The sequence below is a fragment of the Micromonospora sp. NPDC005171 genome, from assembly GCF_040608575.1.
Classification (GTDB): Bacteria; Actinomycetota; Actinomycetes; order Mycobacteriales; family Micromonosporaceae; genus Micromonospora.
This window is the reverse complement of the sequence record NZ_JBEXIM010000008.1, coordinates 45,467-60,009: the sequence shown is the minus strand read 5'-3', so window position 1 is coordinate 60,009 and position 14,543 is coordinate 45,467. Positions and strand designations below refer to the sequence as shown.

At 72.9% G+C, this 14,543-nt stretch carries 14 protein-coding genes and 1 tRNA gene; 11 read left to right on the top strand and 4 right to left on the bottom strand.

Features of this window, described 5'->3' with window-relative positions; genetic code table 11:
* Window positions 1-154: 154 nt before the first annotated feature.
* The 5 genes from ABZU74_RS13730 to ABZU74_RS13710 all read left to right on the top strand — a co-directional run bounded on the left by ABZU74_RS13730 (window position 155) and on the right by ABZU74_RS13710 (window position 4,425).
* On the top strand, window positions 155-559 hold the full coding sequence (locus tag ABZU74_RS13730; RefSeq protein WP_355422923.1) for a MarR family winged helix-turn-helix transcriptional regulator: 405 nt from the start codon (window positions 155-157) through the stop codon (window positions 557-559).
* A 51-nt stretch (window positions 560-610) separates the two neighbouring features.
* Window positions 611-3,151 (top strand): thiamine pyrophosphate-dependent enzyme, encoded by a 2,541-nt coding sequence (locus ABZU74_RS13725; RefSeq protein ID WP_355422591.1) that lies wholly within the window; start codon window positions 611-613, stop codon window positions 3,149-3,151.
* A 112-nt stretch (window positions 3,152-3,263) separates the two neighbouring features.
* Window positions 3,264-3,701, top strand: a complete 438-nt coding sequence (locus ABZU74_RS13720; RefSeq protein ID WP_030330240.1) for a DUF3052 domain-containing protein — start codon at window positions 3,264-3,266, stop codon at window positions 3,699-3,701.
* A gap of 112 nt (window positions 3,702-3,813) precedes the next feature.
* Window positions 3,814-4,278 carry a peroxiredoxin gene (locus tag ABZU74_RS13715; protein WP_355422588.1) on the top strand — a complete coding sequence of 155 codons (465 nt, stop codon included), beginning with the start codon at window positions 3,814-3,816 and terminating at the stop codon, window positions 4,276-4,278.
* Between the two features lie 75 nt (window positions 4,279-4,353).
* Window positions 4,354-4,425 (top strand) — tRNA-Val (locus tag ABZU74_RS13710).
* Between the two features lie 100 nt (window positions 4,426-4,525).
* Here ABZU74_RS13710 and ABZU74_RS13705 read toward each other — a convergent pair.
* Window positions 4,526-5,269, bottom strand: coding sequence for an SDR family oxidoreductase (locus ABZU74_RS13705; RefSeq protein WP_355422585.1), 744 nt, complete (start codon window positions 5,267-5,269; stop codon window positions 4,526-4,528).
* A 204-nt stretch (window positions 5,270-5,473) separates the two neighbouring features.
* On the opposite strand from ABZU74_RS13705, the gene ABZU74_RS13700 reads away from it, so the two are divergent.
* The 3 genes from ABZU74_RS13700 to ABZU74_RS13690 all read left to right on the top strand — a co-directional run bounded on the left by ABZU74_RS13700 (window position 5,474) and on the right by ABZU74_RS13690 (window position 7,977).
* The gene (locus tag ABZU74_RS13700) at window positions 5,474-6,136 is read left to right on the top strand and encodes an HAD-IA family hydrolase (RefSeq protein ID WP_355422582.1); all 663 of its coding nucleotides are present in this window, start codon (window positions 5,474-5,476) and stop codon (window positions 6,134-6,136) included.
* 109 nt (window positions 6,137-6,245) lie between these two features.
* Entirely contained in the window at window positions 6,246-6,734 is a 489-nt protein-coding gene (locus ABZU74_RS13695; RefSeq protein ID WP_355422579.1) for a GNAT family N-acetyltransferase, read from the top strand.
* Window positions 6,735-6,834: 100 nt separating this feature from the next.
* Window positions 6,835-7,977, top strand: a complete 1,143-nt coding sequence (locus tag ABZU74_RS13690) for a polysaccharide pyruvyl transferase family protein (RefSeq protein WP_355422576.1) — start codon at window positions 6,835-6,837, stop codon at window positions 7,975-7,977.
* 8 nt (window positions 7,978-7,985) lie between these two features.
* Here ABZU74_RS13690 and ABZU74_RS13685 read toward each other — a convergent pair whose 3' ends face one another.
* Window positions 7,986-8,192, bottom strand: a complete 207-nt coding sequence (locus ABZU74_RS13685; RefSeq protein WP_355422573.1) for a hypothetical protein — start codon at window positions 8,190-8,192, stop codon at window positions 7,986-7,988.
* An 82-nt stretch (window positions 8,193-8,274) separates the two neighbouring features.
* Here ABZU74_RS13685 and ABZU74_RS13680 point away from each other — a divergent pair, with 82 nt between their 5' ends.
* Complete coding sequence (locus tag ABZU74_RS13680; protein ID WP_355422570.1) at window positions 8,275-8,793, top strand: DinB family protein; 519 nt, start codon at window positions 8,275-8,277, stop codon at window positions 8,791-8,793.
* A gap of 18 nt (window positions 8,794-8,811) precedes the next feature.
* On the opposite strand, the gene ABZU74_RS13675 is transcribed toward ABZU74_RS13680, so the two are convergent.
* The gene (locus ABZU74_RS13675; RefSeq protein ID WP_355422567.1) at window positions 8,812-9,684 is read right to left on the bottom strand and encodes a carbohydrate kinase family protein; all 873 of its coding nucleotides are present in this window, start codon (window positions 9,682-9,684) and stop codon (window positions 8,812-8,814) included.
* 189 nt (window positions 9,685-9,873) lie between these two features.
* On the opposite strand from ABZU74_RS13675, the gene ABZU74_RS13670 reads away from it, so the two are divergent.
* Together ABZU74_RS13670 and ABZU74_RS13665 are read left to right on the top strand one after the other, a co-directional pair.
* Entirely contained in the window at window positions 9,874-13,053 is a 3,180-nt protein-coding gene (locus tag ABZU74_RS13670) for a DEAD/DEAH box helicase (protein WP_355422564.1), read from the top strand.
* A gap of 27 nt (window positions 13,054-13,080) precedes the next feature.
* Window positions 13,081-13,977 carry an SWIM zinc finger family protein gene (locus tag ABZU74_RS13665; RefSeq protein ID WP_355422560.1) on the top strand — a complete coding sequence of 299 codons (897 nt, stop codon included), beginning with the start codon at window positions 13,081-13,083 and terminating at the stop codon, window positions 13,975-13,977.
* Window positions 13,978-14,023: 46 nt separating this feature from the next.
* Here the strand turns inward: ABZU74_RS13665 and ABZU74_RS13660 are convergent, their stop codons facing one another.
* Entirely contained in the window at window positions 14,024-14,281 is a 258-nt protein-coding gene (locus tag ABZU74_RS13660; RefSeq protein WP_091409372.1) for a DUF3040 domain-containing protein, read from the bottom strand.
* Window positions 14,282-14,543: the final 262 nt, after the last annotated feature.

Below are 14,543 nucleotides of genomic sequence, written 5' to 3'. Positions count from 1 at the left end.
CCGCACGATCGGCGCCAGCGGGGCGTGGTTGGGCTGGACGTTGAGCGGGCTGGATGGGTGTGCTGCGTAGGATGTGGTCGTGACGCGGCGGGTGGGTTCCGCGGTGGGCGGGCCGGTGGATCGGGCCGGTCTCGCCGCCGACGTGGTGCGGCGGATGGCGCACGTCACCGACGCGCTGCGACACCGGCAGGGTTCCGCGTTCGCCGAGTTGGGGCTCACCCCGGCGGCTGCCCGGGCGCTGTACGAGTTGGACCCAAACCACCCGCTGCCGGCCCGTGACCTCGCCGGTCAGCTGGGTTGTGACCGGTCGAACGTGACGGTGCTGGTCGACAAACTGGAGCAGGCCGGGCTTGTCGAGCGCCGCACCGACCCGACGGACCGGCGGCAGAAGACGCTGCTGGTGACCGGGGAGGGCCGGGTCGTGCGAGCCCGGGTGATCGAGATGATGTCCGACTCCCGACTCCTGTCCGGGCTGAGCGACGAGGAGCTGAGCACCCTTCGTGACCTGGTCTGGAAGGTGTCCGACGGCGGTTGTCCGGAGTCCTTCGAGCCGGAGTGAGCGCACCCCCGCCGGCCGTGTCCCACTGGGCGAGCAGGGCTTCCGTCGGTAATGCTGTCCGACGTGACCACCCCGCAAGATCTCGACGACCGGTTCCGGGAGACGCTGGCGGCGCTGCCTGCCGCCGAGCGGCGGCGTGACCCCGCTGACCCCGTCACCGACGACGCCCCACTGACCGGCGCGCAGGTGCTGGACCTGTTCGACGCGCAGGTGACCAGCCGACAACTCGACCTGGCCGGCCGTTGGTTGCGCAGCTTCGGGGAGGGTTTCTACACGATCGGCTCGGCCGGCCACGAGGGCAACGCCGCGGTCGCCGCGGCGCTGCGCCCCACCGATCCGGCGCTGCTGCACTACCGCTCGGGCGCCTTCTACTGCCTCCGTGCCGCCCAGGCCGCCGCCGACTCGCCGTTGGCAGCCGAGTCGCCGTTGGCCGCAGACCCGGTACGGGCCGCCGACTCGACGCTCACCGCCGGCTCCGAGTCGTCAGCCGGCACCGAGTCGACCGCCGACGGGGCATCGGCCCGTGGCCCCGAGCCGGCCGCCGATCGTGAGGTGTCCGAATCGGAGCCGTCCGGCACCGAACCGACCTCGGCGAGCATGGCCGCCAGCGGGTTCGCCGCGTACGCCGACGCGGCCCGGGACGTGCTGCGCGGGATGGTCGCGTCCAGCCTTGAGCCGATCGCCGGGGGCCGGCACAAGGTGTTCGGCCGGGCCGACCTGGCCATCGTGCCGACCACCTCCACAATCGCTTCGCACCTGCCCCGCGCGGTGGGGATGGGACTGGCAGTGGAGCGGCTGCGCCGGTTGGACAGCGCCGGACGGCGTACCGGCGCCGGGGTGCGGGTCGGCAGCGGCGCTGGTGCCGCGCACGCCCCCTGGCCACCGGACGCGATAGTGGTCTGCTCCTTCGGCGACGCTTCGGTCAACCACGCCAGCGCCACCGCCGCCTTCAACACCGCCGGGTGGTACGACCACGCCGGGCTGCGGATCCCGGTGCTCTTCGTCTGTGAGGACAACGGGCTGGGCATCAGCGTCCGCTCCCCGGAGGGCTGGGTCGAGGCGACCCTGCGGGCGAAGCCGGGCATCCGCTACTTCAGCGCGGACGGGGTCGACCCGGTGCGGACGTACGCGGTGGCGGCGGAGGCCGCGGCCTGGGTACGCCGCAACCGGCGGCCGGCCGTGCTGCACCTGCGCGCCGTGCGGTTGATGGGGCACGCCGGGGCGGACGCGGAGTCGGCGTACCGGAGCCCCGCCGAGCTGGCCGAGGACCTGGACCGGGACCCGGTGGCCGCCACCGCGCGGCTGCTCGTCGACGCCGGCGTGGCGACCGGCGAGGAGCTGCTGGCCCGGTACGACGAGACCGGCTGGCAGATACGCCGGCTGGCCGAGGAGGTGCTGGGCGAGCCGAAGCTGACGTCCGCGGCCGACGTGGTGTCGGCGCTGGCACCCCGCCGTCCGGTGCGGGTGGCGCGGGCGGTGGCCGACGCCGCGGCGCGGGCCAGCGGGCCGGGGGCGGGCGCCCGGGCGGAGGCGTTCGGCGGAAAGCCGCCGGAGCTGGCCGGGCCGATGACGCTGGCGCAGAGCATCAACGCCGCACTCGCCGACGGGATGCTCGACCACCCGCAGATGGCGATCTTCGGGGAGGACGTGGCCGCGAAGGGCGGCGTGTACGGGGTGACGAAGGGGTTGCGCGACCGGTTCGGGGCGGCCCGGGTCTTCGACACCCTGCTCGACGAGACGTCGGTGCTCGGGCTGGGCCTGGGTGCCGGGCTGGCCGGGATGCTGCCGGTGCCGGAGATCCAGTACCTGGCGTACCTGCACAACGCCGAGGACCAGCTGCGCGGTGAGGCGGCCACCATGCGGTTCTTCTCCCAGGGGGCGTTCCGCAACCCGATGGTGGTGCGGGTGGCGGGCCTGGCGTACCAGGAGGGGTTCGGCGGGCACTTCCACAACGACAACTCGGTGGCCGTACTCCGGGATGTGCCCGGTCTGGTGATCGCGGTGCCGGCGCGGCCGGACGATGCCGCGCCCATGCTGCGGACCTGTCTGGCGAGCGCGGCGGTGGACGGCAGTGTCTGCGTGTTCCTGGAACCGATCGCGCTCTACCACACCCGCGACCTGTACGCGGATGGTGACGGAGAGTGGTTGGCCGGCTATCCGGAGCCGGGCGCGTGGGTGGCCGGGCATGTGCCGATCGGGCGGGCCCGGGTCTACCGGGTCGGCTCGGCGGACGACCTCACCATCATCACGTTCGGTAACGGGGTACGGATGTCGCTGCGGGCCGCGGCCGTCCTCGCCGAGGAGGGGGTGGGCACCCGCGTGGTGGATCTGCGCTGGCTCGCCCCGCTGCCGGTGGCCGACATCATCCGGGAGTCCTCGGCGACCGGCCGGGTGCTGGTGGTGGACGAGACGCGCCGCTCCGGCGGGGTCGGCGAGGGGGTGATCGCCGCGCTTGTCGACGCCGGATATGTAGGTGCCGCGCGTCGAGTGGCGGGAGTTGACTCGTTTGTACCATTAGGTCCGGCAGCACGTCACGTACTGGTCTCCGCGGAAGCCATTACCGACGGTGCCCGTACGCTGCTGGCACGGTAAATTCCGTTCCACCCGGTGCGCCACTTGCGCGCAGACCAACAACTGTGTGGACTTTGCCTGACGGCGTCGCACCGACGCCGCGAGCAGGGACGAGATGAGGAGGCACGCGACAGTGAGCGCGACCGCTGGTCAGGCCGCCGACGGGGTACGCAGCCTGGCGGACCGGTTCGGAATCGAACCGGGGATGGTCGTCATGGAGATGGGGTACGACGACGACGTCGACCAGGATCTCCGAGACGCCCTGACCGACCGCTGTGGAGATCTGGTCGACGAGGACACCGACGAGGTGGTCGACGCGGTGCTGGTCTGGTACCGGGACGGCGACGGTGACCTTTTCGAGCTGCTCGTCGATGCCCTCGGCCCGCTGGCCGACAACGGCGTCGTGTGGCTGCTCACCCCGAAGGCGGGGCGCGAGGGGCACGTCGAGCCGAGCGAGGTCGCGGAGTCCGCGCCCACCGCAGGCCTTCAGCAGACCTCGACCGTCAACGCCGGCCGGGACTGGAGCGGCGCACGTCTGGTGCTGCGCCGAGGGGCCAAGGCCAAGAAGTAGCCGGCGCCACTCTCGCTCGCCCGACGGTCCGCCCACCGCCGGGTAGCAGGCTGACGCCGTTCACCCGACCCGACGCCGTCGCTGGCGAGGCCGAGCAGCGAGGAGAGTTCGCATGCCCATCGAGGCTGGCGCCGAGGCACCCGACTTCGTGCTCAAGGACCAGAACAACCAGGAGGTCCGACTCTCGGACTTCCGGGGCAGGCGCACCGTCCTGCTGGTCTTCTACCCGCTCGCCTTCACCGGCACCTGCCAGGGCGAGCTGGGTGAGATGCGAGACAACCTCGGCGAGTACGTGAACGACGACGTCCAGGTGCTGACCATCAGCGTCGACTCGGCCTACAGCCACAAGATCTGGGCCGACCGTGAGGGCTACCAGTTCCCGATGCTGGCCGACTTCTGGCCGCACGGCGCCGTCGCCCAGGCGTACGGGGTCTTCAACGAGGTGGCCGGCTTCGCCAACCGGGGCACCTTCGTCATCGACAAGACCGGCGTGGTCCGCTTCGCCGAGATGAACGGCCCGGGCGAGGCCCGCGACCAGCAGCGCTGGCGCAAGGCCATCGCCGAAGCGACCAGCTGACCGGGTACGCCGTGCGCCCGGGTCGGTGGCGGGCAGGTAAGCTTGCCAGCCACCGGCCCGCCACACGGGCGATCCGGGCGCGTAGCTCAGTGGGAGAGCACCCGCCTTACAAGCGGGGGGTCGCAGGTTCGAAACCTGCCGCGCCCACCCTGCACCGCTGCCGAACCACCCGCGTAAAACGCCCCCCACCCAGGAGATGGTTGAGCCCGGGCGGCGCCGGATGGCGCGGCGGCACCGCCCGGGCTCCTCAGCTGGTGAAGCCGCCGTCCACGTTGAACACCGCACCGGTCACGTAGCCGGCCTCGGGGCTGGCCAGGTGCGCGACGGTGGCCGCGATATCGGCCGGGCGAGCGTACCGGCCGACGGCGGTGAATCCGTGGATCGCTGCCGCGTTCGGTCCGTCCGCCGGGTTGGCGTCGGTGTCCGTTGGCCCGGGGTTGACCAGGTTGACGGTGATGGCTCGGGGGCCCAGCTCACGGGCCAGACCCCGGGTCAGCCCGACGAGAGCGGTCTTGCTCATCGCGTAGAGCGTCAGCCCGGGAAAGACCGCCCGTTCACCGACGTTGCTGCCGATGCTGATGATCCGTCCGCCCTCGCCCAGGTGCCGCAGCGCCGCCCGCGCGGCGACGTACGGTGCCCGGATGTTGACGGCGACCGTCTGCTCCACTTCCGCCGAGCCAAGCTCGTCCATGGCCCCGACCGTGAACACCGCGGCGTTGTTCACCAGGATGTCCAGCCGACCCAGTTCGGCGGCCGCCCGGTCGACCGCGCCCTGCACAGCGGCCGGGTCGGCGCCGTCCGCCTGGATGGCCAGCGCCCGCCGGCCCAGCGCCTCGATCTGCTTCACCACTGTCGCGGCCCGCTCGGCGTCCTGCCGGTAGGTCAGCGCCACGTCGGCCCCGTCCTGTGCCAGACGCAGGGCGATGCCGGCCCCGATGCCCCGGGAACCCCCGGTCACCAGCGCCACCTTGTCGTTGAGTGTCGTCGTCATGCAAACGATCATCTGGCCGCGCCGACCTTCCGTCTGGCGGCTATCGGACCCCTCGCTCCGATCTCCAGGTCCGATACCCGCGACCCGCGACGGCCTGCCGAGCCTCTGCCGACACCCAAGATCCGCGCAACGGTCCTGCTGCCTCATCAGGCGACGGAACAGCGGGATCACCGAAGTTGCGCGGATCTTGCGAGGTGGGGGAGGGTGGCCGCGTCAACCTGCGAGGGGAGTGTGCTGGTGGAGCTGGCAGGCATTGGCGCGGTGCTGTTCGACATGGATGGCACCCTCGTCGACTCCGACGCCGCCGTCGAGCGGGCCTGGGAGCGGTGGGCCGCCGAGTACGCCGTCGACCCGGCGGCGGCGCTGGCGATCGCGCACGGCAGCCCCGCCGACCGGACCATCCGCCGGGTGCTGCCCGCGCTCGACGACAGCGCGGTCGCCGCCGCAGCGGCCCGGCAGCTCTCGTTGCAGTACGACGACCTGTCCGACGTGACGGCCACCCCCGGCGCGCACGAGCTGCTGAACGTGCTGACCCGGTTGGGGTTGCCCTGGGCGGTGGTGACAAGCGCCGACGCGCGGCTAGCCGAGGCCCGGCTCGGTGCCGCCGGCATCAAGCCGCCGGTGCTCGTCACGGTGGAGGACGTCAGGGTCGGCAAACCGGATCCGGAGGGCTATCTGCGGGGCGCGGCGCTGCTGGGCGTACCCGTGGCGCGGTGCCTGGTCGTCGAGGACGCCGAGGTTGGCCTGCGGGCCGGGCGGGCGGCCGGGGCGATGACCGCCGCGCTGAAGGGGCTCGACGGCGACCTGCTCCTGCGCGACCTGGCGCAACTGGCCCGCCTGCTGGAGTCGACGCCGCCGGCACCCTGACCGGGTCGCCGAGCGCTGCCGACCCGTCTGCCGCCAATGGGGAAACGGTTGGCGCGTCCGGGCCGGTTCTGCTGCACTACCCGCTGGCGACGACGAGGGGAGAGGCACTGTGGAGTTGACGCTGACGCCGATGACGGCGCCGGAGCTGGACCGGTTGTTGGGGCCGCTGGAGCAGGGGTACGCCGAGGACCTGGTGGCGCACCGGGGAATGAGTCCGGAGGCGGCCCTTGAGCGGTCGGTGGACCAGATCCGGGAGTCGCTGCCGGCGGGCGTGGCCACCGAGGGGGCGTTGTTGCGGGTGGGCCGGGTCGGCGACACCGAGGTCGGCTGGATCTGGGTGACCCTGCCCGGCGCGACGACCACCGCTGGCTCCGAACGTGCCTGGATCCACAACATCGAGGTGCACGAGGAGCACCGGGGACGCGGGTACGCGCGGCGGATGATCCAGCTCATCGAGGCCGAACTCGCCCAGCTCGGCGTACCCGAGCTTGGTCTGAACGTCTTCGGTACGAACACCGTGGCGATCGGCCTCTACCGCAGTCTGGGGTTCGAGGTCACCTCGCAGCAAATGGCGAAGCGCCTCACCCCGGCGAACTGAACTGCGGTCGGCTGCCGCCCAGGGGAGCGGTCCCTTCGGCAGGACTGTTCACCTGCCCAGCGGGAAACCGGCGCGAACCGCACCTGGGGAGGAGCGACGGATGACGCACGGCGCCGGACTGACCATCGGTGTGCTCGGCTCGTACGGTGGGCGAAACCTCGGCGACGAGGCGATCCTCACCGGCCTGCTCACCGATCTGCGTACGCAGGAACCGAACGCCCGGATCATCGTCTTCTCCCGGAACCCCGAGCACACCCGGGCCGCCCACCCGGACGTCGAAGCGGTGCCCTGGGAGGGCGTGAGCCGTACCGACTCGGCCCTGGTCCTGGCCCAGCTCGACCTGCTCATCCTGGGCGGCGGCGGCATCCTCTACGACCGGGAGGCCCGCCGCTACCTGCGGGTGGTCCGGGTCGCCCAGGAGCGGGGCCTGCCGCTGATCACGTACGCGGTGGGGGTCGGGCCGCTCAGCGACGGGGTGGACACCGGCATGGTTCGGGAAACGCTCTCCAGCGCGACCCAGGTGACCGTCCGGGACCAGGAGTCCCGGATGGTGCTGGAGGAGGCCGGCCTGCTGAACCCGATCACTGTCACCGCGGACCCGGCGTTCCTCCTGCAACCGGCGGAGTTCCCGGCCCACCTGCTGGCCGAGGAGGGCGTGCCGGTCGGCAAGCGGTTGGTCGGGATAAGCGTGCGGGAGCCCGGCCGGGCCGCCGAACGCCTCGACGTGGATGGTTACCACCGGCTGCTGGCCCAGATCGGTGACTTCCTGGTGCACCGGATCGACGCGTACGTGTTGTTCGTGCCGATGGAGCGCGACGACATCCGGCACTCGCACGGGGTGCTGTCGCACATGGTCGCCGCCGAGCGGGGTCGGATCCTGCACGGCACCTACTCTCCGCAGCAGGTGTTGGGGCTGATGCGTCACTTCGACCTGGCCGTCGGCATGCGCCTGCACTTCCTGATCTTCGCGGCGATGGTCGGTACGCCGTTCCTGCCCCTGCCGTACGCCGGCAAGGTCTTCGACCTGGCCCAACGGCTCGGTGTGCCGGCGCTACGCGGCGTGGAACGCGAGGTCGAGGGGCCGCTGCTGGCAGAGGTTGACCGCCTGTGGGACGAGCGTGAGGAACGCGCCGAGGCCACCGCACGACGGGTGGCGGAGGTGTGCGATCAGGCGCGGGGCACCTCGGAGGTCACCCGTGGCGTGTTGGAGAGCTTGCGCAGCCAGGCCCTCACCCGGGTCTGAGCGGGCGGTCACACCGCTGGGCCGGTCCACCGGTAGCGCCACTCGTGGGCGTCCTCGCGGGCGGTCTCCAACTCGTAGATCTGCGCGTCGGCCAGCCCACCGGAGCCGAGGTGGTGGTGGGTCAGCGGTGGACGGCCGTTGCTGTCCAGTTCGACGGTGATGGTCTGCCCGTCCGCCGTGCCGCCGACGAGAAGGATCTGCACGGATGAAGCCATGCGCCCATCCTGCCGGGCGTAGCGCCCGCCCGCAGCGGATAGCGGGGCAGCGGGGGACTCGACTCGTGGCTACGGTCGGCGGATGGAGCAGACGATCGATCCGACGCTCGGTCCGGTGCTCGCCCGCACCGGCGACGAGCGCGCCGTCCTGACCTCGTTCCTCGACTTCCACCGGGCGGTGCTGCTGCGCAAACTGCGCGGTCTCGCCGACGCCGACGCCCGCCGCCGGCTGGTGCCCTCGGCGACCACGCTCGCCGGGCTGGTCAAGCACCTGACCCTGGTCGAGCGGAACTGGTTCCCGACCCTGCTGGCCCCTGAACCCGGCGACGTCTACCTGACCTCGGAGGAGGACGCTGTCGCCAGCTTCACGCTCGGCGATCAGGAGACCGTGGCGGGGCTCATCGCGGCGTACGAGCGGGCCTGCGCCCGTTCCCGGGAGGTCGCCGCGAGCGTCGACCTCGACCACGTGGTGCCGCACCCGCAGCTCGGCGAGGTGTCGGTGCGCTGGATTCTGGTGCACATGATCGAGGAGACGGCCCGGCACGCGGGCCACGCCGACATCCTGCGCGAACTGACCGACGGCGAGTGTGGCGCGCTCTGAACCCCGGGCTGTCGGCTGTCAGATGGTGGGCAGCAGGCCCTGCGGATACTCCATGCCGTCGTGGGTGCACGCCGCGGCGGCGACCCGCGCCGCATATTGCGCGGCACGTGCCAGTGGCTCGCCGCGTAGCCGGCCGGCGATCAGCCCGGCCGCGAAGGCGTCGCCGGCCCCGTTGCTGTCCACCACCGGCTTTCCCGGCTCGGCGGGCGGCACCGGCACCGTCGTGCCGTCGCCCGGGTACAGGTTCGCGCCGTCCGCTCCGTGGGTCACCACCACCGTCCGCGGCGCCAGCGTGCCGGCGAGCGACGCGGCCCGGTCGCCCACCCGCACCCCGCTCAGCAGGACCAGGTCGGCGACCTCGGCGAACGGCCGATGGTAGGTGTTCTCGCCGTCCCAGTCGTGCAGGTCGGTGGAGAGCGCCACGCCCGCCGGAACGGCAGCCCGCACGGCGGGCAGCAACGGCACCGCCCAATCCATGATCGAAAGGTGTACGTGCCGGGCGTCGCGGACCAGTGCGGCCAACTCGGTGGCGGGAAAGGGTGGGGCGCCCTGCCATGGGCGCGGGTCGTACAGCGAGGTGCGCCGCCCGCCCGGGTCCACCAGGTTCACCGACCGGCGGGTGCCGGCCCGGTGCTCGGCCAGCAGCGCCGGCACGCCGGCCCGGGTCAACGCCGTCTGGACCAGCTCACCGGCCGGATCCGCACCGAGGGTGTCGACCATCAGCACCCGCAGGCCGAGCGCCCGGGCGGCCAACGCCACCCCGGCGCCGGTGTTGCCGATCCGCAGCTCGATCGGTTCGACGGTGTGGGAATCGGCAGCCGGTAACGGCAGCGCGGGCACCCGGACCCGCACGTCCACCCCAAGCCCGCCGAGAACCAGCAGATCGACCACAACGCCGACGCTAGACCGTTGCCGCTCCCACCTCCAGCCCCGCGATCGTGCACTTTCTGCGGCGACAAAAGGCACATTATTCGCAGATCGTCGACACGCACTGCAAGATTGCGCAGGTGGGCGATGGGTGCGGGGGCCTGGCCAGCCGGGCCGCCTATTGTGGGGGCGGGCGGCGAGTAGGGGGAGCAGGTGCTGGTCATCCACGGGCTGTGGTTGCCTGGTGACAGCTCGACCGGCGGCCTCGCCGTCTGGGCCGAGGACAGCACCGCGCCGATTCCCACTCCGCGTTCGGGCCGCACGGCCCGGGAACGCCCGCACCCCTTCGCCGCCGGGCACAGCGACCTGGCCGCCGTCCTCGCCGATGCTGCCGAGCCGACCCGGCCGGACACCGCGCTGCTCACGCTGCCCACCCTGGCGGGCGCGCCGACCGACTCACCCGAGCTGATCCGGACCACCGTCGCACCTGCGGCCCGCGGTCGGCTCACCCTGGCCAGGTGGCGGGTCCCCATTCTGGTGTACGCCCCGGACGACGCCCTGTCGCTGCTCCAAGCCCTGGACGACATCCCGGCGGTGCCCGGGGCCACAGTGCGGCACCTCGCCGAGCTGGCCGACTTCGCCGCCGACCTGGTGACCCGTGGCCGCGTCCTCCCCGGCGTGCGCACGTCCACGGGCGACGAGACGCCCGGCGCTGGCGCGACGGCGGCGTCGGGCGTTGCCGCGCAGGCGGTGTGGCGTCCGCTGCTGACCGGCACCGACGCCGCTTGGGCGCGGTCGCTGGCGCTGGCCCTGCCACCCGCCGCCCGAGCCGCCGTCCTGCCGCCCGCTACCGAGCTGACCGGTACCCAGCTGACCGCTACCGAGCTGACCGCCGCCGCACTGGTCGCGGACGCGCTCGACGCGCTGACCGACGCCGCCGCGCGGGCAGCGCTGGCGACCACCACGCTGGCCCGAGGGCTGCGCCCGGGTGGTCCGGCACCGGCCTGGTTGGCCGCGCTCGCCGGCCCGCAGCGGAACTTCACCATCGACCCCTCCGGGCTGACCACCCTCGCCGCCGAACTGGACGCGTGGCAGCGCGACGCCGCCGGTGGCCCGGTGCGGGCCGGTTTCCGCCTGGTGGAACCGGCCCCCGACGAGGTCACCGAACCGATCCTGGCCACCCGGCCGGTGCCCGTCGACAGCTCGCCGGTGCCGGTCGAGTCGGCCGGTGGCGGGCGCTGGCGGCTGGAGTTCGGGTTGCAGGCCGCGGACGAGCCCGGCCTGCACGTCGACGCCGCGGAGATCTGGCGGGCGCCACAGACGCTCGGCGGCCTGGCCGGCCGGACCACCAGCCCGCAGGAGACACTCCTCGCCGAGCTGGGCCGGGCCAGCCGGCTCTGGCCGGACCTGGATGCCGCACTGCGTACCGCCGCCCCGGAGGCGATGGAACTCGACGTCGACGGGGCGCACCGGTTCCTCAGCGCGGGCGCCCCGGTGCTGCACGCGGCCGGTTTCGGGGTGCTGCTGCCGTCCTGGTGGCAGCGTCCGTCAGCGCGACTGGGCGCCCGGTTGCGGGCGCGCAGCCGCACCGCGCCGGGCACGGTGGGTGGCGCCGATGCCGGGGTCGGTCTGGACGCCCTGGTCGACTACCGCTGGGAGATCGCGCTCGGTGACCAGCCGCTCTCCGCCGAGGAGTTGGCGGCGCTGGCCGAGATGAAGACCCCGCTGGTACGGCTGCGCGGCCGGTGGGTGGAGCTGGACCCGGGGCGGCTCGCCGCCGGTCTGCGGCTGCTCCGCTCCGCCGGCGAGTTGACCGTCGCCGACCTGCTCCGCCTCGGGCTGGCCGACGGCGACGCCACCGGCGCGCTGCCGGTGCTGGAGGTGACCGCCGACGGGGCGCTGGGCGACCTGCTCGCCGGCGCGGTCGAGCGGCGGCTCACCCCGTTGGACCCGCCCCCCAGCTTCCAGGGGACGCTGCGGCCGTACCAGCAGCGCGGACTGGCCTGGCTGGCCTTCCTGCGCTCACTCGGCCTGGGTGGTGTGCTCGCCGACGACATGGGGCTGGGCAAGACCGTGCAACTGCTCGCGCTGCTCGCCGGAGACCCGCCGGAGGCCGGGCCGACACTGCTGGTCTGTCCGATGTCGCTGGTCGGCAACTGGCAGCGGGAGGCGGCGCGGTTCACCCCGGAGCTGCGGGTGCACGTACACCATGGTGCCGAGCGGGCGCGGGGGGCGGAGTTCACGGCGGCCGCGCACGGCGCGGACCTGGTCCTCACCACCTACTCGGTGGCCGCCCGCGACGCCGCCGACCTGGCCGGCATCGACTGGCACCGGGTGGTGGTGGACGAGGCGCAGGCGATAAAGAACGCGTCGACCCGGCAGGCCGAGGCGGTTCGCGCGCTGCCCGCCCGGCAGCGGGTGGCGGTGACCGGTACGCCGGTGGAGAACCGCCTCGCCGACCTCTGGTCGATCATGCAGTTCGCCAACCCGGGTCTGCTCGGGCCGGCGGCGACGTTCCGCAAGCGGTTCGCCGAGCCGATCGAGCGGCACGGTGACGCCGAGGCCGCCGAGCGGCTACGCCGGATCACCGGCCCGTTCGTGTTGCGCCGACTCAAGACCGACTCGTCGATCATCTCGGATCTGCCGGAGAAGCTGGAGATGGAGGTGCTCTGCAACCTCACCGCCGAGCAGGCAGCGCTGTACCGGGTGGTGGTCGACGACATGCTCGCCCGGATCGAGACCAGCGACGGCATCGAGCGACGCGGCCTGGTGCTGGCCACCATGACCCGACTCAAGCAGGTCTGCAACCACCCCGCCCAGCTGCTGCGCGACGGTTCGCCGCTGGAGGGCCGGTCCGGCAAGCTGGCCCGGCTCACCGAGATCCTCGAGGAGGTGTTGGCGGCGGGGGAGCGGGCGCTGCTCTTCACCCAGTACGCCGAGTTCGGTGCGATGCTGCGCGGTCACCTGTCGGCGCGGTTCGGCCGGGAGGTGCTGTTCCTGCACGGTGGTCTCGGCAAGGCCGAGCGGGACGCCCTGGTGCAGCGCTTCCAGTCGGCGGAGGGTCCGCCGCTGTTCGTCCTGTCCCTCAAGGCCGGCGGCACCGGGCTGACCCTGACCGCCGCGAACCACGTGGTGCACGTGGACCGGTGGTGGAACCCGGCGGTCGAGGACCAGGCCACCGACCGGGCGTTCCGGATCGGACAGCGCCGACGGGTGCAGGTCCGCAAGTTCGTCTGCGCCGGCACCGTCGAGGAGAAGGTGGCCGCGCTGATCGCCGACAAGCGCAGCCTCGCCGAGCGGGTGGTCGGCACCGGCGAGCAGTGGATCACCGAGTTGTCCACCGGCCAGTTGCGGGACCTGTTCGCCCTGGAAGCCGGCGCGGTGGTGGAGTGAGCGAGCGAAGTGCAGCGGAGCGCCGACGTGAGCACTGACTTTTCCGACTACGGGCGCCCCCGTCGGGTCGACGGGGGTCTGCGGGCGCGCAGCGCCCGGGGCGCGATCGGCCGGTCCTGGTGGTCGCGGCGTTTCCTGGAGGTGTTGGAGTCGTTCGCGCTCGGCACCCGGTTGACCCGGGGCCGGTCGTACGCGCGGGCCGGTCAGGTGCTCACCCTCGACATCGGACCCGGACGGGTCAGCGCTGTGGTGCAGGGCTCCCGGCCGCAGCCGTACCAGGTGTCGATCGCGCTGAAGCCGTTTCCGGCGGCGCTCTGGTCCCGAATCGAGGACGAGCTGGCCGGGCAGGCGTTCTTCAGCGCCCGGCTGCTCGCCGGGGACCTCCCCGACGAGTTGGAGGAGCTGTTCGCCGCCGCCGGCGCGCCGCTCTTCCCGGCCGCCGTGGACGAGCTGACCCAGCACTGCAACTGCCCCGACTTCGCGGTGCCGTGCAAGCACCTCGCGGCGACGTTCTACCTGCTGGCCGAGGCGTTCGACGCGGACCCGTTCGAGCTGCTGCACTGGCGCGGCCGGTCCCGCGCGGAGTTGCTCGACGCGCTCCGCGCCCGGCGCGCCGCGACCACGGGTGCCACCCCGCCGGTCGCCCCACCGTCCGAACCGGACGGTCTGGTGTCGACAGTGGACGCTCCCGCGCCGGTCGGCGCCGCCCGCGCGCTCACCGGACTGTCGGCGACGCCGCTGGCGGAGACGGCGGACCGGTTCTGGTCAGCGCCGGTGCCGTTGCCGGATCGGCCGCCCCGACTGGTGACCGGCACCGACCTGCTGCTGCGCCAGCTCGGCGCGCCGGCCCCGGCCATCGGTGGGCCGGGACTGCTGGAACGGTTGCGCCGCGCGTACCGGGCGTTCGGACCGGCCGACCGGTGAGCCGTCACGTCCACCGGTGCAGCCGCCCCGTCGAGCGGTCGAGCAGTCACGTCCAGCGGCGGCGGAACCGCCACATGATCGCCGCGTTGGCCACCAGCACCACCGCGCAGATCGCGCCGGTCAGTCGACCGGCGAACACGGCTATCGCCGGCAGCGACGCCCACAGCACGATGGTCAACAACATCAGATAGCGGCCCCTGCGGGCCCGGGCCCGGTGGTCCAGCCGGTTGAAGAATGCCGGGTCACTTTCCCGGAGCTGACGGGTGATCTGGTCGAATCTGCGCTGATCCTCTTTGCTGAGCATGGCGCTGCCTTCCCCTCACGCGTTCAGCGGTTCGGCGGCATACCCGCTGCGATGGCGGCTCACGCTCGCCCGCTGCTGCTACTTTTCCCCCACGCGAGCGCGTTTCATGTCGGGCTTACCTGGACCTTAAGTTTGCCTTTGGTGGTGAACGGCGCCGAAAGTGTCGGGTACGGCAGCGTGGTCCGATCCGTGCTCGGCTGCCGCGCGTACGCCCTGCTGGGAAGGTCTGCGGGTCAGCCCGCCGCACCGCCCGCCGCCGACG